This is a genomic window from Bradyrhizobium sp. AUGA SZCCT0283, assembly GCF_018130385.1.
Taxonomy (GTDB): Bacteria; Pseudomonadota; Alphaproteobacteria; order Rhizobiales; family Xanthobacteraceae; genus Bradyrhizobium.
Map to the genome: position 1 here is coordinate 36,406 of NZ_JAFCLU010000035.1, position 24,467 is coordinate 60,872.

At 57.1% G+C, this 24,467-nt stretch carries 20 protein-coding genes and 1 pseudogene; 7 read left to right on the forward strand and 14 right to left on the reverse strand.

Translation table 11 applies throughout. The annotated features are described in order from the left end of the window. Nucleotides 1-13: 13 nt before the first annotated feature. Both JQ624_RS31925 and JQ624_RS31930 read right to left on the reverse strand, forming a co-directional pair. A complete protein-coding gene (locus JQ624_RS31925; RefSeq protein ID WP_212422874.1) occupies nt 14-463 on the reverse strand; it encodes a hypothetical protein in 450 nt (149 codons plus the stop codon). Further along, on the reverse strand, nt 418-1,311 hold the full coding sequence (locus tag JQ624_RS31930) for a hypothetical protein (protein ID WP_212422875.1): 894 nt from the start codon (nt 1,309-1,311) through the stop codon (nt 418-420). Before JQ624_RS31930 ends, JQ624_RS31925 begins: the two co-directional genes overlap by 46 nt. Nucleotides 1,312-2,241: 930 nt before the next feature. Here JQ624_RS31930 and JQ624_RS31935 point away from each other — a divergent pair. Beyond that, entirely contained in the window at nt 2,242-2,466 is a 225-nt protein-coding gene (locus JQ624_RS31935) for a hypothetical protein (RefSeq protein ID WP_212422876.1), read from the forward strand. Nucleotides 2,467-2,735: 269 nt separating this feature from the next. On the opposite strand, the gene JQ624_RS31940 is transcribed toward JQ624_RS31935, so the two are convergent. The 3 genes from JQ624_RS31940 to JQ624_RS31950 form a co-directional block, all read right to left on the reverse strand. Continuing rightward, nucleotides 2,736-3,038: a hypothetical protein gene (locus tag JQ624_RS31940; RefSeq protein ID WP_212422877.1), complete on the reverse strand. Its 303-nt coding sequence runs from the start codon at nt 3,036-3,038 to the stop codon at nt 2,736-2,738. Between the two features lie 181 nt (nt 3,039-3,219). After that, nucleotides 3,220-3,816, reverse strand: coding sequence for a hypothetical protein (locus tag JQ624_RS31945; protein ID WP_212422878.1), 597 nt, complete (start codon nt 3,814-3,816; stop codon nt 3,220-3,222). Between the two features lie 2,033 nt (nt 3,817-5,849). Then, a complete protein-coding gene (locus JQ624_RS31950; protein WP_212422879.1) occupies nt 5,850-6,161 on the reverse strand; it encodes a tripartite tricarboxylate transporter substrate-binding protein in 312 nt (103 codons plus the stop codon). Between the two features lie 312 nt (nt 6,162-6,473). Between JQ624_RS31950 and JQ624_RS31955 the strand changes: the two genes are divergently transcribed. The 3 genes from JQ624_RS31955 (at nt 6,474) to JQ624_RS31965 (ending at nt 12,412) form a co-directional block, all read left to right on the forward strand. Next, nucleotides 6,474-7,538 carry a hypothetical protein gene (locus tag JQ624_RS31955; protein ID WP_212422880.1) on the forward strand — a complete coding sequence of 355 codons (1,065 nt, stop codon included), beginning with the start codon at nt 6,474-6,476 and terminating at the stop codon, nt 7,536-7,538. 1,260 nt (nt 7,539-8,798) lie between these two features. Next, the gene (locus JQ624_RS31960; RefSeq protein ID WP_212422881.1) at nt 8,799-9,185 is read left to right on the forward strand and encodes a hypothetical protein; all 387 of its coding nucleotides are present in this window, start codon (nt 8,799-8,801) and stop codon (nt 9,183-9,185) included. 56 nt (nt 9,186-9,241) lie between these two features. Next, the gene (locus tag JQ624_RS31965) at nt 9,242-12,412 is read left to right on the forward strand and encodes an Ig-like domain-containing protein (protein ID WP_212422882.1); all 3,171 of its coding nucleotides are present in this window, start codon (nt 9,242-9,244) and stop codon (nt 12,410-12,412) included. A 1,310-nt stretch (nt 12,413-13,722) separates the two neighbouring features. Here JQ624_RS31965 and JQ624_RS31970 read toward each other — a convergent pair. From JQ624_RS31970 to JQ624_RS31990, 6 genes and pseudogenes are all read right to left on the reverse strand, one after another. After that, nucleotides 13,723-14,370 (reverse strand): hypothetical protein, encoded by a 648-nt coding sequence (locus JQ624_RS31970; RefSeq protein ID WP_212422883.1) that lies wholly within the window; start codon nt 14,368-14,370, stop codon nt 13,723-13,725. Nucleotides 14,371-14,621: 251 nt separating this feature from the next. Then, a complete protein-coding gene (locus JQ624_RS31975; protein WP_249130226.1) occupies nt 14,622-15,254 on the reverse strand; it encodes a hypothetical protein in 633 nt (210 codons plus the stop codon). Nucleotides 15,255-15,290: 36 nt separating this feature from the next. After that, a pseudogene (locus JQ624_RS39805) lies at nt 15,291-15,383 on the reverse strand (hypothetical protein); the annotation flags it as partial. Between the two features lie 258 nt (nt 15,384-15,641). Beyond that, entirely contained in the window at nt 15,642-16,115 is a 474-nt protein-coding gene (locus JQ624_RS39570; RefSeq protein WP_212422885.1) for a hypothetical protein, read from the reverse strand. A gap of 312 nt (nt 16,116-16,427) precedes the next feature. Next, nucleotides 16,428-17,492, reverse strand: a complete 1,065-nt coding sequence (locus tag JQ624_RS31985; RefSeq protein WP_212422886.1) for an IS630 family transposase — start codon at nt 17,490-17,492, stop codon at nt 16,428-16,430. 42 nt (nt 17,493-17,534) lie between these two features. Next, a complete protein-coding gene (locus tag JQ624_RS31990) occupies nt 17,535-17,885 on the reverse strand; it encodes a hypothetical protein (RefSeq protein WP_212422887.1) in 351 nt (116 codons plus the stop codon). A gap of 197 nt (nt 17,886-18,082) precedes the next feature. On the opposite strand from JQ624_RS31990, the gene JQ624_RS31995 reads away from it, so the two are divergent. Then, nucleotides 18,083-18,496, forward strand: a complete 414-nt coding sequence (locus JQ624_RS31995; RefSeq protein ID WP_212422888.1) for a hypothetical protein — start codon at nt 18,083-18,085, stop codon at nt 18,494-18,496. A 90-nt stretch (nt 18,497-18,586) separates the two neighbouring features. On the opposite strand, the gene JQ624_RS32000 is transcribed toward JQ624_RS31995, so the two are convergent. After that, nucleotides 18,587-19,849, reverse strand: a complete 1,263-nt coding sequence (locus tag JQ624_RS32000) for a hypothetical protein (protein WP_212422889.1) — start codon at nt 19,847-19,849, stop codon at nt 18,587-18,589. Between the two features lie 194 nt (nt 19,850-20,043). Here JQ624_RS32000 and JQ624_RS32005 point away from each other — a divergent pair, with 194 nt between their 5' ends. After that, the gene (locus JQ624_RS32005; RefSeq protein WP_212422890.1) at nt 20,044-20,301 is read left to right on the forward strand and encodes a hypothetical protein; all 258 of its coding nucleotides are present in this window, start codon (nt 20,044-20,046) and stop codon (nt 20,299-20,301) included. Between the two features lie 65 nt (nt 20,302-20,366). Here JQ624_RS32005 and JQ624_RS32010 read toward each other — a convergent pair whose 3' ends face one another. Together JQ624_RS32010 and JQ624_RS39810 are read right to left on the reverse strand one after the other, a co-directional pair. Further along, nucleotides 20,367-20,750, reverse strand: a complete 384-nt coding sequence (locus tag JQ624_RS32010; RefSeq protein ID WP_249130227.1) for a hypothetical protein — start codon at nt 20,748-20,750, stop codon at nt 20,367-20,369. 124 nt (nt 20,751-20,874) lie between these two features. Then, the gene (locus tag JQ624_RS39810) at nt 20,875-20,976 is read right to left on the reverse strand and encodes a sigma factor-like helix-turn-helix DNA-binding protein (RefSeq protein WP_409334398.1); all 102 of its coding nucleotides are present in this window, start codon (nt 20,974-20,976) and stop codon (nt 20,875-20,877) included. Between the two features lie 639 nt (nt 20,977-21,615). Here JQ624_RS39810 and JQ624_RS32020 point away from each other — a divergent pair. Beyond that, nucleotides 21,616-24,467: VCBS domain-containing protein (locus JQ624_RS32020; RefSeq protein ID WP_212422892.1), on the forward strand; the 2,852-nt coding region annotated here is incomplete at its 3' end.

Here is a 24,467-nt window from a genome sequence, read left to right on the forward strand (position 1 = left end):
CTACGCTTACGCTTTAGCGCAGCCGTTCAGCAATATAGATATCAGCAATCCTTGAACGCGCGACGCGTTCGAGGCCTGGCGCTACGATCGCACTCTCGCAAGTACCGTGGATCTCGACGACGACGTCGAAATGGTCGCGCCAACGCGACAAAATATTGACCCAGGCCGTGGGCGCGTCTGCTTTCAGTTTCGACTGTCCCGAAGCTTCGGAAAGCCACTCGGAGTTCACAATCACCTGCGGTGCGGCCGCGATCGCCGGGTCCTTCGCTCGCACTGGCTGCAGGCCCTGTCCGGTGAACAACATATTCACCTGTGCACGTCGGAGATGCCTGGGTTTCGGAACACGCGCGACAGTCGCGGCCAGCGCCAGATATATCCAAAGTACCACGAGGCGCGCATCTACCAGGTTCGCCGTGCTCAGCGAGGAGGGCGCGCAAACGGCGACGACGAAAAGTCCGAACACGGCGAACCTCGCCGGCTCTGCGATGCCGATGAAGCGCACGACAAAATCACCAGGACAAGCAACCCGAGGCCCCATTGATGGTCCAACGGGAGGCCACCAAAGAAGGGTGCAATGACGATCCAGGATTTGTCGCTCGTTACTACATAGCCATGCGGCAACTGCGGGATCGACCAGACGAGGACCAGAGCAGCAGCGACGTAAAGCGGAGACCGCAGGACGCGCAGGAACGCCTGTTTGAGCGGCTCCTCTCGACGTGGCGTGACTTCCAGGAGCCCGAAAATGACGCAGAAAGCAGCGAGTGCGCGGATGTGGCAGAAGAATAGCGCGACCGCCACCGTGTTCATCACCAAAAGGTCGCGCGACATCCGTCGGCGCGCCTGGGCGGCCCGCCAGGCGAGTGCAATCAGAGCGACGCCGATGCCCAGTCCAAAATTGATGAGCCCCATTGTCGTTACGAGGTTGTAGCTGAGGACTGGCGCGATGAGGATTGTTGGCGATGGTTCCTGTGCCCATACGCGATGTAAAGCCCAGACACCGAGCGCCGGAAGCCAGAACGCCAGGATGAAGGCGAGCCGTGCGACGGTCTCGGCACTCAACAGGGGCGCCAACGCAACATAGATGAGATCGATTCCGAGGTTGGGAAAGGCGCCCCAATGGACAAAGTAAAAGGCGTTGAGCGGATCGGACGCCGGCATGCTGAGAATTGTCAGCCGAGCCCAGTGGTTTACGAGATCCACCGTGCGCGGGAAGAGGAACAGCACCGGTAGCGTCATTACCATGAGCAGAACAAAGTAGGCCGTGCGCAGGTCGAAGACCCTGGTCCATTCCGCCACCCGCTTCGCTTTCATCTGTCTCCCGGTCATATGATGCAGATTGGAATGCCCGTACACGTTTGTAGAGCTCGCCGACATCCTCGATCACGGCCCCTGGGCACGACAGAAATGGTAGCCGCGGACCCGCGCCACGATGGCGAGGGCGTAGATCACAGCCTGCAGACAAGCATCGGGTTATTAGAACGGGATACGAAAAAGCCACTGCGAAGGGCATCGCTCCTGAACAAATAACTCCACCGCAAATATTCACTCTTGGCACTTTTTTACGTTCGACGGTTCAAAAGTTGCATTTATAGTGAACTGCGATGACTATGATTGGTGCCCTGTGGCGGCTAACCTCGAGCGCTTCCGCCTTCGTCCTGTTGTGGGGCGATCGCTTGAAAAAGTCTGATTCAGGCGTCGGTTTTTGGCGTTTAGATTGTTTTCTTTCTCTCATTGTGATTCGAGGGCCGGAGTCCACGTCAGTCAAACTGTTAGACTCGATCCAACCTTCAGCAGCGAAACGGGGGATGTGCGCGCGCTTCATCCGTTCCGAGCTGACGATTGTTCTTGTCTTGACGACTGGCTCGCTCTCCAGTTGGCACGTGGGACAATTCAGATCCATTCTCGATTTTGACCATCGTTGCGCAAAGAGTCTGGCTTTGCGACGTCGAGCAGGTCTACCATTTTGATCAACTCGCAAGACTGCAGATCGATGCAATTGGCCACAATATCAACTTCCTTGGGCACTGGACATATCCTCCCCAATTCACCCTGTTAGTCGCACCCTTGGCGCTGCTTCCGGTTGCAGCTGCATATTTTCTGTTTGTTCGCGGGCAGTCTCGGCTTCTATCTCCTGAGGCGCTTGTTTTCTTTTTGGCGCTTCTCTTTTCTGCTACTCGATGCTGCGGCTTACTGACCGCGAAATTGAAACCGAATTAACAACTGACATTAACAGGGGCCGCCGTGGACAACGACAAACTCAATGAGCGCCTCACCTATCTGGAGGGCCAGGTCCATCGGCTGCTAGTTGCCCTTTGCTGCGCGCTCAACGTCATCCTTGACAGGCGACCCTACTTCTTCGCTCAGGATTGGATTGACGCCTTCATAAGAATGATGGCAACCGTCGCATCATCTTTCGTGGTGGGCTGGCCCATCGTGAGGTGGGTAGTCGCCAAAAAGGCAAAATAATACGCACCTCGAAGGTTCTATGTGATGGTCGGTTACGGTGATATCTATCGCGGCGCGATAGAAACAGCGTGCCTGTCGACTGATAGATGAGGAGGCCCGGGACCGCGCAAATTTCCAGACCGGACCCTAGCTGGCTCGGACGCCGCGAAAAATGGACGATGCCGGGATGGCGACGATCGAGATCATCCGACCGCGGTGATTGGCAAATATGCTAGCGGCGCGCGTACAGACCTTGCATCAATTGATGTCTCAGGATCAAGCGGCTGAACTCAGAGCTTTTGATGAGGCAGCTTCTTATACAACTCGATGACACCATCCATGTAGTTCTTTAGCGGGTTGTCTGCGCAATAACTGCGAATGGTTCCTTTCTGGGTGGCCACTCCGCCGGCTAATTCGCGCGGTGGGAGCTTGCTCGTCAAAACGTTCATGTTGAGGGCCGACATATACCCTTGAGCCCAGGTGAAAAACGTATCCTCAATTCCCGAATTAGCCCGGTACATATTACTAAATTGGGCGCACGTAGTCGCGCCGGGCCCTTCCACTGGGTCGGCCAATCCAGCAGTATGCGTCATGAGTAAACTCATTGTCATCAAAATTCGAATGTTCCGCATCGTGCGATCCCTCGTACCGCGGTTCACTGGTTTTTGTAGTATTTGATATCCGCTCCCATCAATCGAAGATCATTGAGGCTGAGCCAAGTCATGTCGGTGGGTGGCGTATTTACCATGCGGCGGATGATTGACGACGGGACAGTCAATTCTTCTGCGATACGCGCCATCGCCACGGTTGCTTTGCGAGATTCGTTGCCTTCCTCGGAGGCACCATGCACTCCAATGCGGGCGTGAACATACGCGGATTTGTGTCGCCGGCAGCGAAGACGAGAAAGCAGGCAGATGCGCAGGTAGCGTTTTGTCCGACATTCGTGGACAGCTTGGCAGACCTGACAAGGGCTGCCAATCGGACACCTTCCAGCAGGTTGCCGCCGTCCGAGTTCAACCGCACCGAGGTAACCAGTTTACCCGCGTCCGTCGCCGACTTGATGCGAGCGGCCACTAAATCGGCGTCACCTGATGCGATCGTGCCGGATACGGAAATTTCGACGCTATCGTCTTTGAGATTGACGGACTTTATCTCGGCAGCGGCTGCGATTGATACGCTCAGTGCGAGTCCCGCAGTCACAAGCCCGCAAACAATTCCCCACTTTTGTCGATCGGGGGTGCTCATTTCTTTGCGGGAGACAGCAATCAGCAGGCAATCTTCCATTGCAAATTCCAGCGATGTAATAAATTGGCTTGATGATACCGGCTTGCAACTGCCGATACGTCGCAGTTCATGCCCTTGGTCGCTCATCAACGAGATGCCTATCGAGGCCCATTTCTAAGTGTTCGATGAACGCCTTCACAATGGTAGGGGCACATGGTTCATCGGATGAGGCCACGACTTCCGTCGCTTCGATCAAGTCCGTCAGCCAGGTGATGCTGCGATCGGTGTTTAGTTGAGCAGAGCGTACCATCAGCCTGTCCGATACCGGTCTAACAGTGAGCCAAGAAAATGCTCATGCTGAAAAATACAGCCAAAGTCGTGACCACTTCGATCATATCCTTGCTCCCTGGTTCGAAATGCCGGGAAGGGCCGCTTCAAGGAAGTGACGGTAAATTACGTTAAGAATGACGGGTAACATGATCGCATTCCATTATTTGATTTTGGGAGATGAGAGCACCGGATTGTTTCCGGATGGCTTCGTCGGCCCGGCAAAATGGCTTCATTGCCTCATCCGTCATCAACAACCAATAGGGCGCCTACTGAGGCGCTGCTCGATAGCGCATCGGCAATGCGAAACGAAGCCGCCAAGCGGGGGCCTGACGGCTTCGCTTGAGTGGGTCGGGCCTTGGGGGGCCGGTGACTTCAACGTATCGCACCGCGGTTTGCGCGCAACGAGACTTGCGCGAACGGCGCGGTCACAACCGCGGCAAAGAGATCCGCGGAAAATCTCAGGTGGATTAGCCCAAAGACTGACTTTGGCGGTCTGATACGCTGGCAGCGGCCCTCACGCGGGTCAGATCAATGTTAACTCGACTTAGCCCGCCCTAACCGCGGGGCTGTTTCTGGTTCGCGGACCTCCGGCTGGCTCAGCGTTTCTGAGGCCGAGAACCGCAACTCAACGCCGACAAAAGCTTCAGCACAAGGACAATCATTATGCCAAGCTGGCTTCCAGCAGGAGAACCCGAGCAGGGCACTTAGTCCGATGACTGCGTTCTTACGTCCATTCAACATACGTGGGCTGCTTCAACCGTATGTGGCTATAAACCAGACCCACGCCACCGCCTGAGCAAGCAAAACAAGGATAGTAAAATTTCTCGGGTCATGCGCGATAGCCTCCCGTTTCAGGTCATTCGTCATCGCCTCGCGACGTGTTGCAACCGGAAGCCGCAATCAAAGCTAACCAGTTAGCTTAATGGCCTCGCTGGGTGTCTCATTCTCCACAAAATAAACCCCGTCCGTGGTGCTAGCTCGGACGGGGCGTTGGCTATGAAATCATCAAACCAATAGGACGCCTACCCTGAGGCGCCGAACGCATCCTAACAGCATACTGGCATACGTCAGCTTTGATCGCGTACGTAATACTACTGGCGGACACATCAGCTGCCGCAACGCACAGCGCCGCACAAGCGGAATATGACCGCTTGGCGGCATTGCACTCCTAGCCCCGGACACTGAAAATTCCGCCAACGATATGTCCGCATCATTCGTGCCAAATGTTCGGTAACATGCCCGCGAGCGGCACTCCGTAGGAATACGGAGATAACATCTGACGAACTTACAGGTGCTCCGCCACTCGGCGTCCGCGCTCGCGTCGGAGCGTCGGTAAAGTCCAGCCTGACATCGGTCCCCGCGGGGCCGCACATTCGACAAATGATGAGCTCTTTCAATGTCGGATAGCCGCAGGACGGGCCAGAGCACGGCTCCAAATCGGCCGAAAACAACATGGAGGCTGCCAGACACAGAGCGGGAATTCGCCGGCGGCGAACTAGAGCCCGCCGTCCCAACAAATTCAGGGGCCCGGTTCGTTACCGGGTCAAAGCAGCACGCCTAGCAGATAACTCAACGCCTTCGGGAGCCCGCAATCGACGGGGCTCCTTCGGCGGGTGTGGCAACGCCCCCAGTGGCAGCGGCGCAGAATTCCTTCTTGCGAACCCGATATATTCGCCTGACTGCTTTGTCGGTGTGGCCTCGGACGATTTGGGGAAATTGTCCGATGCTCATCAGTAGTGCTTCGGATTGAGTTGACAACAAAACTCCGGTGTCTGCGAAGACTGGCGGAGCGCGCCGGGCCAATACATACCTCGGCGGGTTTCAGCGTTAGCAAGCATGTGTGGCTTTCTCTACTCCGGCTTAAGTCTCGATGCTTTGACCACCGCTCCCCGCAGTTCGGAGTCGAATTTCTCAATTTTTGCGAATCCATCAGCCGATGTTCCCGTTGCTTGAACGCCGAACGCGGAGAGGCGCCTGCCAAACTCGGTGCTGCGTACGGCTTCGACCACAGCCTGGTTTAGCTGCGCAACAACCCCGATGGGCGTTTTGGCAGGAGCATAAACGCCATACCACTCGCCTCGCCACGGATAGATAAATCCATTACTTTTTGCTGTGTGATATTTGCGTTCAGCCCGGCATCCCGCCGGATTTGCGTCGGGCAAGAAGCCGCCCAGCCATGACTAAATTCGTAGCCACGCCATCGACGTCAACGGTACTTACTTGCCCCGTTGACCTTGGTAACCGAGAAAAATCTACGGCAGCAAGCCCTGCAGCTCCTAGAGCATTCTTGAGCGCTTCCGAAGCATCCTCGAACTTGTAGTCTCATCAAACGGGTGCCGGTTGGAGGGTTCGGCCGGGCCACTTGCCGAGCTAATTGATGCACTGCATAATATTGATGACTGGTACAGCAAACGGGACGATCTGCCAGGTCGCCCCGAGACATCCGCCGCTTGGCCGTGGCTGCAGGTTAAAAAATGAGTACCGATAAACTTCAGGCTCTACACAATACTGTAGCGGAAATTTTAAGCGAGCCTCCATCGCCTCCTACTTTCTTTGACGAGGAGCCGTGCGACGCAGCGCTGGCTAGTGAACAGGTTGCGAATGCTTCTGACAATGTTCGGCGAGGCATCGAAATTCCAGTAGAGCATTTCGGAAAGGCACCGTCTCGCGAATTTGGGATTTCACCAAGTGAGCGACATGGAGCGCACGCCGTCCGCGATGCCAAGAACGAAATCCCCAGCTTAGCTCGTCAAGCACTCGCGGAACAAATCCCAGTTGTCCGTCCGGTGGCTGTAGGAAATCAACTGGCTTCCAGGCTGTTGCACGAAGCCCCAGGCCCGCGGTCGGATCCGCAGACCTCGAGCGCCAACACGTTTCGCTCGGCGACCTCGGAAGGCCGGATTTGGCTTGGCGGGTGGGCGTTACGTGGCATCGCGGGCATCCTGCTGGCAGCGAGCATCGGTGCAGCTCTTATTTCGTGGTTAGGGTCGCCCGGCGATGCCGCGAAGACAGCTCTGACAGATTTTCCACAACCCGCGCCTCCGGCCCAGGCCGCGCCGACTGCTGCCGCCCCGCCACCCGAGTTGACGCCGTTGCTCCAATCGTTGGCGCGCGATCTTGCAAGCATGGGCAAGGAGATCGAGCAGCTCAAGGCCGGTCGCGATCAGATGGCCCGCGACAATGCGAACCTCAGCGAGCAGCTCAAGGCGAGCCAGGAGCAATTTGCCCGGGGCGTTGCGCGGATTTTCGAACAACTCAAGGCAAGTCAAGAACAAGCGGCGCGCGACAATGCAAATGTGGCCGAGCAGCTGAGGGGAATCCAGCAGCAGTTGACCAGCGTCATGTCCCGGGTCTCCGAGCCGAATGCGCCGCCCAAGACCGCCGCGGCAAGGCCACGGCCAACGCCCCCTTCGCCGCAGCAGGTGGCTCCCGCGGCGCGCCAGTCAGGGCCGGTACTTTCGACGGCGCAGCCCACAGCCCAGCCAAAGCTCGAAAAGCCAAAACCGCCTTCGACGTCGCGGCCGCCGCCCGCGCGCTAGACCAGGTCAGCGCGTTCACGCTCAGGTCGCTCCACTACAAAAAGCAGCGAATGGCCCTGCTTTTTACCAATCATCTCACCGCAACGTTGGGCCATCAGGAACTGCTGCGCAGTTCCTGACTTTGGGTAGTCCAAGTGCAATCCGCCGGCGTTGTTTGATCAGCTTAAGCAGCCACGGCTGTTTGATCTGATCAGAGGACAGAGACATTCTCGTCCCCAGCTTCGGATCGGCTTGACCTGGATCTTTGGCGCCCGCGCCTTCCATCTATCGATGGTAAGTACAACAGCTGACAAGACTCCACTGAATAAGTGACAGCTCAAAATATGGGAATATCAAACAGCAGGGGTTCAAAGAGCGCAACAGGGATCGTGGAGGCATTGCTGAAACTGCACGATTCAATGATGGGTTTCATTCCACATTGGTTTCGGCATGGAAAAGTCGCCCCATGGGAGGGATAGCTTTCCGGGCGAGTTCATCACCTGCTACTGACGATGCCGATATCGCCAGTCCAATCGCGGGGATTTCGATAATGAGACCCGATCGCAACGTGCGAAGCGAGAGCCCATCAACGACGTGAGCGCTAAATTTGGCGCCGCTCCACCACCTGCCGCTCACATTTGGGATCGCTATTTTTCTCCAGGTGCGACTCTGTTCTCTCCGGAAAACTACGGTAGTGATGTCTACTGTAGTTGTGCCCACGATACCGCAGCCTCCAGTTGGGGGTCTCACTCATTTGGGGGAGCCTCACGCGTCGGTCGCGAAAAGCCCCGCCAAGTTCGCTTTATCCGTGCTTTTGCCGGTTTGCGCAAAATAATCTACCTCTTGCGAGCCTCGGATCTATACGTGGTTGAGTTCAATTTCGGGAACCCAAGCTATGATCAACCCTCGCTAGCCTTAAGGAATCTCTTTTCCCCAGCGCGTTCATGATTAAGCGAGGGTATATCTATGGGGTATGGACCCTTGCGCGCATTTGCGGCAAATTGCGCGTAAATTAGGTTAAGGGATCGTTGCCAATCAAGCTCTCGGACATCACAACGGGGCAGGGCAGCTAAAATCTCTCAAGAACAAGACTGACTTTTTTTGAACAGGGAATTGCGACAGTGCGTGGTTTGCGAGACCACAGCATGAAACGGGCAGGGTAATGGCAGTCGGCGTCTTTTCACGGTAGGTTTTTATAGAGCACATGCGCGGTGTGTTTAATCGCGCGCCCGACGAACATCTTTGACGGGATCGATGTGCGTGTTGTGAATTGATTTTCGAGTGCGATCGCACCTGCTCTGCGGCAGCAGAGTCGAGGAGTGCATATTGGGTCGCGTTTTTTTTACCGCGAAGGCTGAGCCGGCTAAGGCGGAGCCCGCGATCAACTGGTCCGAGATCGAATCTCGTCTCCAGGAAATCTCAGCACCTGCGCGGGCCGGCGATTCCCCGGCCGAAGCGTCCCTCCCGGTCGAGGTGTCGGCAACGCTGGCGCACGATCCTGCATTGTTCGACGAACCATCCGCCACGAAGCATCAGCCGGTGGGCATTCCCGACGATCCGCTCGACTTGCTGTTTTCGCTAAGCGAGGCCGTCGTTTCGCTGTCACCTCATCAAGACACTATCACAGAATTCCAAGCTGCAGACCGCGGCTTCCGATCGATCGAATAACCAGGGACACTTTCGTCCAACGCGAATTTTACAAGAAGAATTTCGGAGTATTTATAATGGCGAGCGCCAGCGGCACCATCACTCTCATCGGCACCAGCGGCAGCGACAACTACGTTGGCGGATCAGGCAACGACACGCTCTCGGGCGGTGCTGGCGATGATCGGCTTAACGGTGGCTCCGGGATCGATACGCTCGATGGAGGCAGTGGTTTTGACACTGTCCTCGGTGGGTCGGGATCGGACACCCTTATCTATAAGGCATATGAGAATCAATACGCTCTTAGTGGAAGCTTCAGCTACAGCGGCACCAACAGTCCGACGCTTACGAACGCAACATATTCCACTACGATCGGAACCGGCTTCACTGGCTATGACTCGTACGACGGCGGCAACGGGGCCGCTACGGGGGGGTCCAAAGTAGCTGGTACGAACGACGTTGATACTCTTCAAATCTGGCTCAGTGCCAATCAGCTTAATACTCAGGCAATTTTGGACGAAATCACCTATTACAGAGAAATTTGGGTGCCTGCGCATCTTAATGCGCAAACTGGCCAGGGAGACCAGACTTTCTACACATTTAAGACGCTCAATCTGAAAGTCAGCGCGATTGAGAACGTTTTGGTTCTCGATAGTACAGGACACGTTCCAGTTACCGTCAACATTGTCGATTCGTCCTTGAATGATGGCGACAACTCATCTGTCGTCACCTTTAATTTCGCCGGGCCGGTAACCGGATTCTCTGTGAGCGATATTGCTGCGTCCCACGGCACGATCACGAATTTCACGATGATCGATGCCTCGCACTACACCGCAGTGTTCACGGCTGACGATGGCTTTGATGGGCAGGGTGTCGTCACTGTGGCGGCGGGCAGCTATATGGATTCCTCTGGCAATCTGGGCTCCGGCGGCTCCGATTCCGTCACCGTCGACACCGTCAATCCGACGGTCACCGTCGACCTGGTCCGCAGCTCGTTCTCCGATACCGATAACACCTCGCTGGTCACCTTCACCTTCTCGGAGGTGCCGACCGGCTTCGAGCAGGCCGACGTCACGGTGACGGGCGGCTCGCTCAGCAACTTCGCCGTCAGCCCGTCCGACGCGAAGGTCTACACCGCCACCTTCACGGCCGCCGACAATTCAACCACCCCGGTCTCGATCTCGGTTGCGGCGAACGTCGCCACCGACCCGGTCGGCAACCAGAACACGGCCTCCAACGAGGACACCGCGACCGTCGACACCGTCAATCCGACGGTCACCGTCGACCTGGTTGCCACATCGCTGAGCGATGGCACCCCCAGCTCGAACGTCACCTTCACGTTTAGCGAGTCGCCGATTGGCTTTGCGATTGGCGACATCACGCCGGCCAACGGTACCATCACCAACCTGGTGCAGGACACCGCCACTACCTGGCACGCCACCTTCACGGCCACCGACGGCGTTTCTGCGGCCGGATCGGTGTCAGTGGCCGCCGGCAGCTATACCGATGCGGCCGGCAACCTCGGCGGTCTAGGTTCCGACACGGTCACGATCGACCGGCTCAATCCGACATTTACAAGTTGGACATACGATACGTCAGGCGGCTCAAATAAGCGCATCGTAGTAACCGGGATCGACGATCCAAATGCGACCTTCAGTATTTTCGACAATACGACGGGTACCAATCTGACTTGGGCCTCAATAACGAAAGTTGGCACCACATGGACTTTCAACAGCATCAACAACGGAGCAACTATTCAAAACGACTCTATCACCGTAACGATAACTGATACGGCAGGAAATTCATCTGCACAGACCCACAAGGCGCCGGCGGGCGTCGCTGGCCAGCCGATAAATCTAGGATTGTCGAACCCAAGCGACGCTTATGGCGACATCGTTGTATCAATTGCAGCACTTCCATTGGGCTGGACATTGAATGGCGGCACACAAAATGTCGACGGCTCGTGGACGGTGACGGGCGCTAATCTCGCGTCTCTCACGGTAACAACACCAGATGATTTTGTAGGTGCACGGTTGCTTAATATTACGCAGACGTGGAGCAATCTGGATGGGCAAACAAAGACCCTCATCATTGCAGACAACATCGAAGCCTATGCGCCTGGCTCGCCGATCTTCGCCATCTCGGGCGACGATAATCTAACGGCTTCGAGCGGCGACGATTTGCTGGTGTTTGCCCAACCGATTGGTAGCGACACGATCTACAATTTCGACATCGCGCATGACCAGATCGACCTGATCGGGTACGCCGGATTCACGGCCTTTGTTGATGTTCAATCGCACACGATCAATAATGATCTCGGCGATGCCGTGATCACGTTGGGTGATGGCCAGTCGATCACGCTGCGCGGCGTCGATGCGAACTCGCTCTCTGCCGATGATTTCGTGTTCGACCAGACGCCAGTTGTGCTGAACAATGGCAGCATGATGATCAGTGACGGAGCGTTCATGCCGTTGAGCGGCACTATCGAAAACACCGGAACGATCGAGTTGAGCTCAACGGGTAATGAAACGGAGCTCGAGCTCATCGAACACGGCATCACGCTCCAGGGCCACGGGCAAGTCATCCTGTCCGACAGTGACCATAACGTGATCACCGGAACGGTCTCGGACGTCACGCTAACGAACGTGGACAACACAATCTCTGGCGCCGGTCACCTTGGTGACAGTGTGATGATCCTGGTCAACCAGGGCACGATCATCGCCACTGGCACCAATTCCCTCGAGATCGACACCGGTGAAAATACCATCGTCAATTCCGGAACCCTTGAAGCAACCGGCAGCGGCGGGCTGGTTATCGAGAGCAATGTCGATAATTCCGGGCTGTTGTGGGCGAACGGTGGCAACATCGCGGTCCATGGCAGCGTCACCGGCGGTACCGCGTTGATGGATGGAACGGCGACCATCGAATTCGGGGCCGCGGCATCTACGAACGTCACGTTTGATGCCGGCGCAACTGGCACGCTGAAGCTTGTCGACTCTTTCGACTTCAGCGGAATCGTTTCGGGCTTTAACCAGGATGATCATATCGATCTTCTCGACATAGCATTTGGGGCGGGTACAGCCGCAAGCTATGTCGAAAACCAGGCAGGGACCGGCGGCACGCTGTCGGTGACCGACGGCGCGCATACGGTAAACATTGCGCTGGTAGGTCAGTATTCCGCCGACGATTTCACCGTTATGGCAGATCAAACCACCGGCACGCTGCTGTCCTTTAAGGACGATCTGATCTGAGCTGCCTGAGCGATAGGGCCCGTTTCATTTAAGCATATCAGCGGACCAACGTTGGCGCCGATAAGACGTGTAGCGATTTGGAACGCCTCCGAAGAGGACGCGAGCCAAGCCAAAGGACGCATGCAATATCTAACGGCTCGATTCCGATCTTCCAACCGCCAATCCGCTTCCTTGCAGACGCGGTGCAGTTCGCGGTGATGCGCCCGGCACAGCGGGACCGTGAACTCCTGTGCGGCGCAAACGGCAGGTGCTGCAGGGCTCGCAGCCGCAAGATGTTTGGCCACAACCGCAGGTGCTGCTTGTCCCTTAGTCGTTCGACCTCGGGGCCAGCATGCCTTTATCGATGCGGCAGCGGGGTGCTTCGCTCGCAATCGGACGCGTCGGCTTCCTTGAGGTCCTGATCCGGTGGCGTCTGTAGCCAGGCGAGCCGGCAGTCTGAGTTCCCATCAGCCGGCGTCAAGGGTGTTTAACGGGTTAAGAAACTTGCGATTGATTTCGAGAGCTCTCTTGTCCAAGAGCATACCGGTGAGTGTGCGCGAATGAATCTTTATGGCTCTGTCGACTAACTTACGAAGCAGCCCTGCATTCTGACGTGCTGGACCGGCGCGCGGGCTTAATCGACGCCGTCATGCCGCGCTGGCTGGCATCCGTAAGTCCTAGCCTTTTCGGCCTTGTCGTAATGCTCAGGGGCTAGCACATGAAGGGGCTCAAGCTTTTTGTGGATCGGTTCAGTGAGGGCTGTCTCGCCGCAAGTTCGGCCTGCTTCACATAGTATTCAGCGGACGGCACGACATTAGTCTCCCGAAAAAGACCTTTTATTCCATTGGAGTGAATCACAAGCTACAACTCAATAAAAATTCATTGATCCGAATTTGGTCTCCCCGAAAGTCTGCTTGGGACACTTGGGTACGGATGCGCCCGGGAAAAATGGATGGCGTTCTGGAATTGTGGGCACCCGAACTGCGGCATTTAAACCCCTCACGGTCCTTTGCCCCCGCGTTGGGGCGTTTGGGCCTGCTTATGGCGTCAGTACCATCGGCGCCCGTTCGAAGAACGGCCGGACATCAGCGCCTCGCTTGCCGCAAGTCTGACAGACGAATAGCGGCTAGGGTCAGGTAGTCGGACCTAATGGGGCCAGCGGTCTGCATGGACCACAATATGGTGCGCACACTTCTAGTCGGGCAGCCACCAACAGATATTGTTGCGGTGCGCGCGCAAGCCAGCCAGTTACAATTTCCGCCGCTGACAAAACGCAGAGGTGTCGTGGCGTCCGCCACCAAAAAAGACTGCGACGGTTCTCGACAACCGCATCAGAGGCCGCGCCATGGCATTCTGGCGCGTGCCCTGGCGCGGTTTGAGAATTGCAAAGTGAACAGGATCTGGCAGGCCTGACGCCAGAGCGTGGCCTCGTAGCGGCTGAGACGATCGAGCGGAAAAGTTGGTAAATTGGCCAGCCGAAGATACGACTGTATCACACCAGCAAACTCGTGGGAGTCGTCTTGCGATTTTGGCAAGGCAGCGTTCGGAACCTCCTCGCCGTCAGCCTCGTCGAAAGTCGTTGGCGCGGACATAGCGACCGCCCCATCATAGAGGCCGTCGATGATTTTTTGCCGCTCATGATGGGCCCGCCGTGCTTGCCGGAATTGCAGGAGGTGAAGGGCTTGAATCCTGAACAGGCCGCTCTCAATTGCGGTGGCCCGACGTAGACGCCACAGGAGGCTTGCCAGTCGCAGCACGAGTTCGCGTTCGACTGCTGACGTTGCGTCAAAGTCGGCGGTGACCGCCATCTCGAAGGCGGCATAGTCCTCGGCATCCTCAAGCGCACCGATAACGGTCTCCGCGGTAAGCCCATGGCGGATAGCGTTGCGGCGCGAGTGCTGCTTGCCTTCTTCGGTCACCGGTCCCGTGCTGAGTTTTGCATTGCGCCGATTGGCGTCAATTTGCCGAGACGACGTCATCGTACCCCCGGTTGGACAATTAGCTTCGTTTCGTGATCTCGAGACGCTCCGCTCAAGTCAGGTTGGCCCGCAATGCTGTCGCCATCGCCGGAATCACCAACCATCTCTTCAGGCACACGCGGGTGGGTCTTGTCCCAAAGCGCCTTTGCGACCTGCAGCGGCTCAATGCACTTGAGCTGCCACCAGAGGCGCTCGTTGCCCCGCCGATGAAGTCATGGTGGTGCAGTCGGCAGACCGGCACGGTGAAGCGATCACTGACCTTTCGCCCTACGGTCCAGTTTTCGGCAAACTTGATGTGATGGGGGTCCGATGGCGTGCGGGCCACAGACGAGGCAGGCTTGGCCTGCCACGAATTTCAAATGCCCGCGGTCGCGCTCTCTGGTTGGTTTGGCCAGCATCGTGACTTGCCCGGCAGTGATGGCAACGGAGGGGGAGGGGACCGCGGCGTCAGCGGCCCCTGAGCTTAAAGCACCGCCCGCCTTGTGGTCGGACGGCAATCTCTGCTTGGTGTTCGAACGATCGGAGGCCAAGGAGTCTAGCTCGGCCAGCCTTGCCGCGAACGCGATCTCAACCGCCACAGCGTCTGCATGGCTAAGGCCGCTCTTTCGGGGCAGCGCGGCATAAGCCCAGGCGGTCAATGCGGTGACATCCACCAGTTCGCCAAGCTCGCAAATGAGTTGAGACTTGAGGGCTGCCGAGGCATCTGCCGCCAAGAGGGTGGTCTTTGCCTGATTTTTTTCGTTGGCCGCCGGTCTTCCCGCAGGCCTGCCGGCCAATTTTTGAGATTCGAGGACCTGAGACGCGTCCGAGGTCTTTGAGCGTATCGGTGGGTCTTCTGAGGGGGCTGGCGGAAGCTGCCCCAAGGTAAGGTCCGGCGCATCCAAATCATCCTCGCCGGCAATCCCGACCAGGGTGAAAAGGGCGTAGCGCCGGGCGTAAGTGAGGGCGGCCCCCATCCGGTGTGGGGCAGCCGTCTCTGAGGCCAGACAAACCGGCCAACCGACGAAACCCATTCGCCGGAGGCGTGCAAGAGCGTGGTGGTCAGTCTGATGAGGCCGCTGTCTCGGTCGATCACGGTACTTTGCACCGTCGCAATCTCATGCTGGCCAAGGCATTTGCGGACAATGTCGAGGCCGGCCGACAAGGATGCGTAGCGAAAGGTCCGCTGGGCCTCCCTTGGAAACGGAGACTGAAGGGTGGCGGTTAACGACTTTTCCGGGTTGGCGATCTCGGATTGGGCCTTGGCGAGTGCCGCCGCCAGCGTGCCGACCTTATTGCTGGACCGCTGCATGGCCGGGCTCCTCTCTCACGATATCGAAGCTGATGGCCCCGGACTTCGAACGCTTGGCCCGGATGCCGTGGCCACTGGCTTCTTTGGCATCCTCCGGCACCAGCGCCTTCAATTCGACCTTTGATCGCTCATGGTCGAGCGCCGCCTGCCGGGTTTTCTGAAATAGACTGCGCAAGGTTGCAATCGCGAGCACACCAGCAGACATTACGTCGCTCCGAACCGCCGCCAAGTCTGCGCTACCGCTGTTAAGTGGCTGTTCGGTCCGTCCGTCATCGACTTGCACGACCGAAAGTCGCACCGGACTGCGTTCACGCGTGAGAACACGGGCTATCGCTTCGACGATTCTTGCATTTTCGCTGGCCGAGCCAACGGCGATGCGAAGTGTCACGGGTCGCAACGTTGAGATCAGGATGCTGGCAGCGATAGCGGCGACCAACAGGCCCGCGGCAGCCATAGTGTAGAGAAGCCTGCGCCGATATTTGTGCCTGCGCCGCCTTGATCTCCGCGATTTCGTCTTTATCGCCATAAAGTCAGACCTTTAATGACCACACCGTCAAAGCATGTCGGCATCCTCAACAATAGCGTTAAGCGGCATTCCGGAGCAGGCGAACATGAACCAATCTCATCCACCAAATGGTTACGATGCGGGACGTTCGATGGTGTCAGGCAATGTTGGAGCGGAATAGGCAATCGCGATCTGCGACATGCTCCCACGTGCCTAAATGCGCTTGAGGGCGGCGTTGAGGCGTCCGGCTAGTACCCGGAATCATAGCTGGGTGATACGTCGGCCTTTGAAGGGTTGCTGGCGGACCTTTTTCTTGGTCCAGACGAAGGGCTCGGCTCTGTCATTATAGGCCTTGATGTAGGCATCGATGTGCTGCTCGAGCTGTTTGAGACTCGTGAAGGAGGCGCCGCTCAACGACTGCCCCTGCAAGATGGAAAACCACACCTCGACCTGATTGAGCCAGGACGCGCTCGTGGGCGTGAAGTGAAATTTCACATTGGGATGCGCCTTGAGCCATTCCTCGTTCTTCTTATGGGTGCTGAGATTGTCGAGAATGACGTGAAGCTGGCGGTTCGGAAATGCTGCGGTCAAGCGATCCATGAAGTCGAGGAACTCGACCCGGCGACGTCGTTTCGAATGCGTCGCAAGGATCTTCCCGGTGGCGACTTCCAGCGCTGCAAACAGCGTGGTCGTGCCGTGCCGCTTGTAGTCGTGGCTTTGCCCGGTCAGGGATCTGCCGTTGGGCAGTTTCAGATAGCCCTGCGCTCGTTCCAAGGCCTGGATCGAAGGCTTTTCGTCCACGCAGAGGACGATGGCCTTCTTGGGCGGGGCGACATAGAGGCCAACCACGTCGGCGGCTTTGGCTGTAAACTGCGGATCGTTACTCTCGCACCAGGACTTGCGAGCGGCGAGATCGATCTTGTTGCTGCGCAAGAACCGCCAGGCATATTGTACGTCGACATCGCCAAGTTCCCCAGCCAGCAGGGGCCCAGTCCAGCGCGCGTACCCGGCGGGAGGCGGCTTATCGAGCAACTTTAAAATCCGTTTGTCGGTGACCTTCGTATAGATCGGCTGCTTGCCCGGCAGAGGCTTGCTTTGCAGACCTTCAAGACCGTGATCCGCATAGCGATGCCGCCAAAGGCTGACGATCCGTGGCTGGACCCCAACCTCCTTGGCGATCGATCGGGTGCTGCGCCCGGCCGCTGCCAGCAGGACGATCCGTGCCCGCTTCAAATCGCGCTGCAACGTCACCGGTGAGCGGCAACGTTCCTCAAGCACCTTGCGATCTTTCCTCGAAAGGTGGACTTCTCTTGCTTCGGGTATCATCCCGATGTTGAATCATGACTCACTTCCTAGGGAAAGTGGGTACTAGATCAACAGCAAAATTCGCAGCGCAAAATAGATCCACATCGCAAGCAGGACAATCGCGCTGGCCCTCCAGGCGAGCGAGCGTTGTTTGCTATCGATTGCGCTCACCAGTCCTGCACTGGCAAAGCACGTCACCAAAAAGACCCACGATAGCAGCACAATAGCAAGGTCGGCATGGCGAAGCGGCAAGGCGAGTGCGATCAAGGCATAGAACAGAAACTGCAGATCGAATGAGCCAGGGATGTCGGATCCCGTTGCGCCCCTGGCGCCACTGCGCGACGACCACAGCAAAACGACCAGGCCAAAAATAGCCAAAATAAACACTGGCAATAGAACAATCTGGGCGGACATGTCTGAGCCTCGTCAGAGCACCGGGGGCGTCTCGAAGATGCTCTGATCCCGACAACGGCTTCGATGACGAAGGGTTCCCCGGCGGAACCAACAGACATTTGAGCGAGCTTTCCGAGAAGGCGACCGGTCCCTGAAGCTGCTGGATAACGCTGGCCCCAAGGGCAATCTTAACGCTGAGGGCCCATGAAACGACGGGCATGTTCGACGCAGAGAATGCGGTGATGCAAACTGGCAATCCACTGGCGACCAGAAACGGTCAAGCTCAGATACTTGATGCCGTCTTCAATATGCATCGAGACGCAATTCCAAAAAAGATCGGTCCTTGTCAATCAGATCCGCCGCGAGGAATAGCCAAGTTGCCGGTTCATCCCGATTTCCTCGAATTCGACGTAGAGCGCGTTGGCCTTGCGGGGGACCTTGGATCGCCGAGCTGGCCGATCAGGTCGGTAGCCTGCACCAGTTTTGGCTCCAGGCGGACTGTTTCAGCGGTTTGGTCAATCTTTGCAGAAAACCGGGTCAGCTCTATTGCCTGTGCGACGCGCGATGCATCCACCAGAGGGGAGCTGCCAAGTCGTTCCATCGCAAACATCTTGGATCGATCAACGTGGTAAGGCGTAAGTGCTGCATCTGATGCGCCGCGCGGCAATGTAATCTTTGCCGACCCACTTGGCGCCGTCAGTAATGATCGACAGCACTGCCGCCTAGTTAGGCGGCAAGACAAGGTCGGCGTGCCGGCTATCCCGTCTTAAAATGATAATCGAGCCGTTCCGGGTCGTGAACCTGGCCCCGAGCAATTTTGGTATCTTCTCCATGAGCGGGGACGGCAGTGGGATCGTTGCAATACCGACCGTGTCGCCGACGTTGATCGCGGGACCAGGCTTGGCTGCGGCCGGAGCGGGCTTGATAAAATCCCGGATCAACCGAATTTCTTCGGGTGTCAGATTGAGCGCGGCTTGCTCGGTTCGGGGGGGCGGTCCGCCGCTGTTCGCTTCAGCACCGGATTTGCTGCGGAGTTCCCTTTGCTGGTCAGCATCCTGCTTTGCTTTTTCTAAAAGATCCGCCCTGGCTGCCCGTTCCCTGAGGGGCGAGAGTTCGCGTTGGAGGGTTGCGATTTCCGATTTTAGGGATTTGATCTGGGTGAAAGCAATCACAGCTCCCGCGCAGATCACGAGCACGAGCAGGGTGAGGATGGCGATGGCCCCGCCGCCGAATTTCCCGGTCTTGCGTGCCACCCTTGGGTTCGAGGCATCTCGCTCCAGATGACGTTGCCAGATGGTACGGACTTGTCGAAATACGGCAGCGATCGCGCTGCCGAAGCTGTATTGTCGAGGCTGCGCCCGCGTAACGGGCCTGGCCGCAGATTCGAAGCCGTGCGCTAAAAACGCGGGTGCGTCAGACCGATCGGATTCCCTGCGAGCGAGCTCGATTGGCTCGCCGCTCCGCACGTCGGCATCACCAATCGCCGGGGCAGGGTGAGCGATACTTTCGCGAGGCAAGTCGTCGTAAGGCTCTTGATCGTCTAAGGCAACTGGGCCTACCGACGATATATTCTCGCTGTACGCCGCTTGCGCATCTCTTACATCTTCGGATCTCTCCGGGCTAACAACATCAGCACCTCGCAGCTCAAGATCGAAAATTGTCAGACGCTCCTCGGTGCCGATGAGATGATCGATCATTTTTAGTGAAGGGGAGGGAGATGGTGCGGGAAGATCAAGTGAAGGCTCATTCGAGGCTTCCAAAGCCCTTAACGCAGATCGGCCGGCGTCGGTAATCAGTAATCCGTCGCCTTCCGGTACAACCAGCCCCGACTGAAAAATATCAATTTCATCGAGCGCCGAGGCGGCGCCTTCCGATTGATCGTCGCCGGCGGTCAATGCCTCGACTTCCTCCTTCAGGTCATCAAGAGAAGCGCGGCCGCCAGAGCGCCTGGCCAGGACTGTGAGGATCGCCAGCTTGAATTGCACGCTCTCCCCCCGCGATGGAGCAAGACTGTCTGATTCGGGCGTCCGGCCATTTGGATAACGCGATCGCGGCGTAATTTATACTGGCCGCAGACCGTACTCGGTCGAGGAAACGCAGGTGTGGCGGCAAAGCCCTTGATAAGTAACCCGCCCTCTGGCACTTTTGCGGCGAACTACCTCCGCCAATCGAGGTTACCATGCAAAAATCATTGCTTGCGATCGTTGCCGCTTTTTCCTTTTTAATTGCTACCAGCGAAGGTGCTATTAGCGGCCCATATCCGTTCGGTGACGAACCGTACACGCTCAATTGGGGATATTACCCTCAGATCGAAAACGGCTGCTGGAAGTGGAATTGGCAGCTAAATCAATATAACGATCACTGCCCGGTCTACGTGCACCCGAAGGCTTACATGTACCCGCGTTCTTCACGCGTGGTCCTTCGCACCAAAGGCTAGAACCTCTGCGGAGCCGCTTCGGCGGCTCCGTTAACGCTTGAATGATTCGGCTATAAAATCTGCAATCAAGAATGCTGGATCGTGCAAGCGATCTGGCTGTGCTTTCCGAAATTCAGCAGTGCGTTCTCGCGGAAGCCATCGAGCCAGACGCCTCGGCCCGCATAGCGATAGCCGACGCCCATTGGAATCATCCTGACATGCGTTGCGCCGCGATGGCCTGTGTACAGCGATGCGGTAACCACCTCGCCAACGACGCTGACGGCAATCGGGCAGAGCGGATAAGACCGCCCGTTCTCGCAGGTAAAGACGATTTCCGAACAACGGCCCACGGCGCCCGGACCCGACGTCATGATGCCCAGGTCTGCAGCAGCGGCCGAAAGTGGATTACTGATAAACACAAAGCTCGCGCAAAGTGCGGTTGCAAAAAACTTGTAAAATCCGGCGCGCATAGTTGCCCCCAGTGATAACTGTCGTTAACAGAGCAAACATCTCCAAGAAGGTCAATTAGATCTTGGGCTTCCCGCTATGTTTGAAACTGGGGTGTGGCTATCCGGCCGACCAAACACTGCGCGGTCAACTGGGTCCAGTTTGAGATGCCGTAACCTTCACGGTGCCTTCCGATAGTCCAAGGAGATGGGCTATTTGCCGGTTGGTGGATCCGAACCATCTCAACAACAGGAGGCGATCGCCCGGCCGGCAGCGGCAAAACTGCAGCGCCCGTGGGACTCTTGGCTCGTCAGATCAATGGCAATCGCGATCAGCCGGGCGCGCATCGCTGCGGCGTTGCTGCCTCAACCAGGTTCGGTGATATGGTTTTCGTCCTGCAACGATCGGCACTTAACGTGAAGGATCCAACCGGCGGCGAAAAGTCCGGGCAGTATCCAGAGTAGGCGGCGGATTATTCCAGGCGTCCTTCGCCGTTTGCGCGTAGGCAACCAGATGGAAGAGTGGCCCGCCGAACAATTCCCGGATGCCGGCGGGAATTAGGGGACGACCTGTCAGCGACGATCAGGGGCAAATTCGGATGCTCATTCTGTTGTGATCCATTTGACACCGGCATCCATCACCTTCCGGAAGAACATCAACGACCGGCGCCTATTCGGAAGGAATTTAAAGGCTGCGATATAAACAACACACACGCTCAGGATTATTGTTTGAAAACAATCAAAGGCTTAAGAGACTTTTTTGAACCGCAGTTCAGCTGCCAATTTACCATCAAGCCAGACCTAGCCCTTTTCTCTAGTATGGAACCCTATTTTACGTTAGGGAACTCTATTGCCAAGTTTTCCTGATTTTTAACCTTTTTGAGGGCCGATGCTTTCAGCCTCCCAGAGCGGATTAGATTCGCCCTCGCAGTTCGGCGACCCCTCTAGAACTGAGGGCACAGCAAAAGGTAGTGGGGTCGTTATCCCCGATGCGCAATTGCTGTTTTCAGGTGACTTCAAACGGGCTGGTCTGGACCTAGTTCTCTCGCAGGACGATCGTCACTTTTTGGTTCGGGATTACTTCAAAGGTGAAAGCAGGGCGACGTTGCTGGCGCCGGACGGGTCTAGTCTCTCTGGCGAAATCGTCAATGCGCTCACCGGTCACGTCGAACTAGCCCAGGCCGGAAGTCGCGCAAGCGCCGCAACGATCATCGGCACCGTTGTCAAACTGACAGGCGATGCCACGGCTGTCCGTAATGGCGTCGTCGTGGTGCTTAACATCGGCGACAAAGTCTACAAGGGAGATGTCGTTCAATCCGCCAGCGATTCGGCGCTTGGTATTTCGTTTATTGATGGCACGGCATTCAGCCTCGGGCCCAACGCGCGCATGGTGCTTAACGACATGGTTTATGATCCGAACGGGTCATCAAACAGCTCGCTCCTTAGTCTGGTACAGGGCACGATTTCGTTTGTTGCAGGCGAAACTGCGAAAAACGGGAATATGAAGATAGACACGCCGGTTGCCACAATGGGTATTCGTGGCACGGCCGTCGTCGTTGAAATGACAGCCAACAACGGCCCGGTGAAATTCTCGGTCGTGGTCGAGCCCGGCGGCCATAGCGGTTCCGCCGTTCTGCTGGACAAGCTAACGGGTTTGGAAATTGCCGCGGTCGACAAGCCGGGCACGTTTACGATGGTCTCGGCGACCGGCATCAATCAGCCGCTCAGTATTCTTGAGGTACAAAAAACCGCTAACGATCTGCTGAACGAACGGGACGTCATCAAGGTAGCGTTTTCGATCGCCTTTCCCCAATTCAACATGGATGATGCGAATCCGAAGACCAAATTTGCATTCGGCTCGAGCGGCAACAATCTGGCCGGCGATGGCCAGTTGCCGCATCCCTGGGGTGGTGAGTATCCCGAGCTCAATTTGGCTGGCGGCCGAAGTCTTCCTGGTTTGAAGTATGGTTTTAATTTTGAGTTTCCAGAACTGCTCATTCACGTGGCACCTTCAAGCACAGCAGGAGTGCTCGTTGAGGATGCGGTGGCGCAGGATCAGATTCTCGCAACATCAGGAACGCTCGTCTTCCAGGCTCTCGACCCGAACGATATCAAGACTACGACGTTTGCGCTGGTACACTCCACGGTGAACGCGGCGCTGCCGGGCTTTAACAATGACGTCAGCCAGATCGGTACCTTTGCCGTGCCCAACGGGGGGAGCACGGTCATCACCGGAATCAATACCACGTCGACCACTGTCGACTGGAACTTTACGCTTATCAACAGTAACGCGGTCCTGCAGTCCCTCGCCATGGGCCAGGCGCTGACGGAGGTCTACACCGTCACAGTCACGACAAATGACGGTACGCAGCTGACCCAGGATGTTACGGTAACGCTGATCGGTGTCAATGATATCCCAACCTTCGTATCCTCGACCAATGATGCGCTCACAGGTATCGAGGATTCGCAGGAGAACAAGCTTTCGGCGTCAGGTACGATTACGTTTCGTGATGTCGACCTGATCGACACGCATTCAGCGACCTATGTACTGAAGTCGTCGACGTCCAGTCCGCATCTTCCGGGCTATACCGACAACGTCAGCCAGATCGGATCGTTTGCCCTGACCGGAGTCAGCGAAAACATCACCGATACTGACAACACAGCCAGCGTGGGCTGGAGTTTTACGCTTTCCAACAGCGACCCGGTGCTGCAGTCACTGGCTTCGGGCGAGACATTGACGCAGGTCTATACCGTCCTCATTTCCGACAACAACGGTGCACAGGTGACGCATGACGTCACAGTTACGCTGGTCGGTACGAACGATGCGCCGATAATCACCGCGCAGGATCTCATTGGATCCGTCAGTGAGCAGGTCACGCCGGCTGTCAATCTCACGGATAGCGGCGTCATCACGTTCACCGACGTAGACCTCACGGACGTACATCTGGTTTCTTCGACCGGCACCCCGATGGGATCCGTGCTGGGCACGCTCACCGCGGTCAAGATCAGCGATACCACCGGTACGGGCACCGGCGGCCAACTGACATGGACCTATACGGTTGCAGATTCCGCCGTGGCCTATCTCGCCGCCGGCCAGACCAAGGTCGAGAGTTTTACCATTACGTTTAGCGACCAGAACGGCAGCGTGATCACCAGGCAGATTTACGTCACCATCTACGGCACCAACGACGCTGCGGTGATCGGCGGGGTCTCCGTCGGCGCGGTCACCGAAGAGGTCGGCGTCGTTGCCGGCCACCTGTCCACCAGCGGTGCGCTCTCCATTTCCGATGCCGACCAGGGCCAGGGCAATTTCGTGGTCCAGACCGCGACCATCGGCAACCACGGCTACGGCACCTTCACGCTCGATGCCGTTGGCAACTGGACCTACACGGCCGACAATAGCCTGGCTGCGATCCAGCAGCTCGGCGCCGGCCAATCGATCACCGACAGCTTCACCGCGGTCTCTTTCGATGGTTCTGCCAGCCGGATCGTCACCGTCACCATCTACGGCACCAACGACGCTGCGGTGATCGGCGGGGTTTCGACCGGCGCGGTCACCGAAGAGGTCGGCGTCGTTGCCGGTCACCTGTCCACCAGCGGCGCGCTCTCCATTTCCGATGCCGACCAGGGCCAGGGCAGTTTCGTCGTCCAGACCGCGACCACCGGCAACCACGGCTACGGCACCTTCACGCTCGATGCCGTTGGCAACTGGACCTACACGGCCGACAATAGCCTGACCGC

Bases quoted from the DNA above. Each gene is read 5' to 3' on its own strand.
- JQ624_RS31930 (WP_212422875.1), bottom strand. From the start codon at position 1,311: ATGAAAGCGAAGCGGGTGGCGGAATGGACCAGGGTCTTCGACCTGCGC.
- JQ624_RS31940 (WP_212422877.1), bottom strand. From the start codon at position 3,038: ATGACGCATACTGCTGGATTGGCCGACCCAGTGGAAGGGCCCGGCGCG.
- JQ624_RS31945 (WP_212422878.1), bottom strand. From the start codon at position 3,816: ATGAGCGACCAAGGGCATGAACTGCGACGTATCGGCAGTTGCAAGCCG.
- JQ624_RS31955 (WP_212422880.1), top strand. From the start codon at position 6,474: ATGAGTACCGATAAACTTCAGGCTCTACACAATACTGTAGCGGAAATT.
- JQ624_RS31965 (WP_212422882.1), top strand. From the start codon at position 9,242: ATGGCGAGCGCCAGCGGCACCATCACTCTCATCGGCACCAGCGGCAGC.
- JQ624_RS31970 (WP_212422883.1), bottom strand. From the start codon at position 14,370: ATGACGTCGTCTCGGCAAATTGACGCCAATCGGCGCAATGCAAAACTC.
- JQ624_RS39570 (WP_212422885.1), bottom strand. From the start codon at position 16,115: ATGGCTGCCGCGGGCCTGTTGGTCGCCGCTATCGCTGCCAGCATCCTG.
- JQ624_RS31985 (WP_212422886.1), bottom strand. From the start codon at position 17,492: ATGATACCCGAAGCAAGAGAAGTCCACCTTTCGAGGAAAGATCGCAAG.
- JQ624_RS31990 (WP_212422887.1), bottom strand. From the start codon at position 17,885: ATGTCCGCCCAGATTGTTCTATTGCCAGTGTTTATTTTGGCTATTTTT.
- JQ624_RS31995 (WP_212422888.1), top strand. From the start codon at position 18,083: ATGTTCGACGCAGAGAATGCGGTGATGCAAACTGGCAATCCACTGGCG.
- JQ624_RS32005 (WP_212422890.1), top strand. From the start codon at position 20,044: ATGCAAAAATCATTGCTTGCGATCGTTGCCGCTTTTTCCTTTTTAATT.
- JQ624_RS32010 (WP_249130227.1), bottom strand. From the start codon at position 20,750: ATGCGCGCCGGATTTTACAAGTTTTTTGCAACCGCACTTTGCGCGAGC.